This window comes from Kocuria subflava (genome assembly GCF_012163155.1).
Lineage (GTDB): Bacteria > Actinomycetota > Actinomycetes > Actinomycetales > Micrococcaceae > Kocuria > Kocuria subflava.
The window spans coordinates 1-311 of record NZ_JAAVUN010000133.1 but is presented as its reverse complement, the minus strand read 5'-3'; the positions used below and the strand labels follow the sequence as shown (position 1 = coordinate 311).

Genomic DNA, 311 nt, shown 5'->3' with positions numbered 1-311 from the left:
CCCCCCCGCCGGCACGCGGGGAGCAGCACGCGCCCCCCCCCCCCGCGCGGGGGGGTGTGCCCCCGGGGGCGCGCCACGCCGCTGAGGCCAATGGGATCATCACCGATCTGGTGCGTGCCAAGGGCGTAGATGAGGTCATCAAGGTCAAGTCCATGGCCACCCAGGAAATCGGGATGAACGAGCACCTGGAGGCCCAGGGCATCACGGCCCATGAAACGGACCTGGCCGAACTGATCGTGCAGTTGGGCGAGGACAAGCCCTCCCACATCCTGGTGCCTGCGATTCACAAGAACCGTGACGAGATCCGGGAG

Annotated in this window: 1 pseudogene; it reads left to right on the top strand. The window is 68.2% G+C overall.

Features of this window, described 5'->3' with window-relative positions:
* Positions 1-56 precede the first annotated feature (56 nt).
* Positions 57-311: pseudogene (locus tag GTW58_RS14775) on the top strand (LutB/LldF family L-lactate oxidation iron-sulfur protein); the annotation flags it as partial.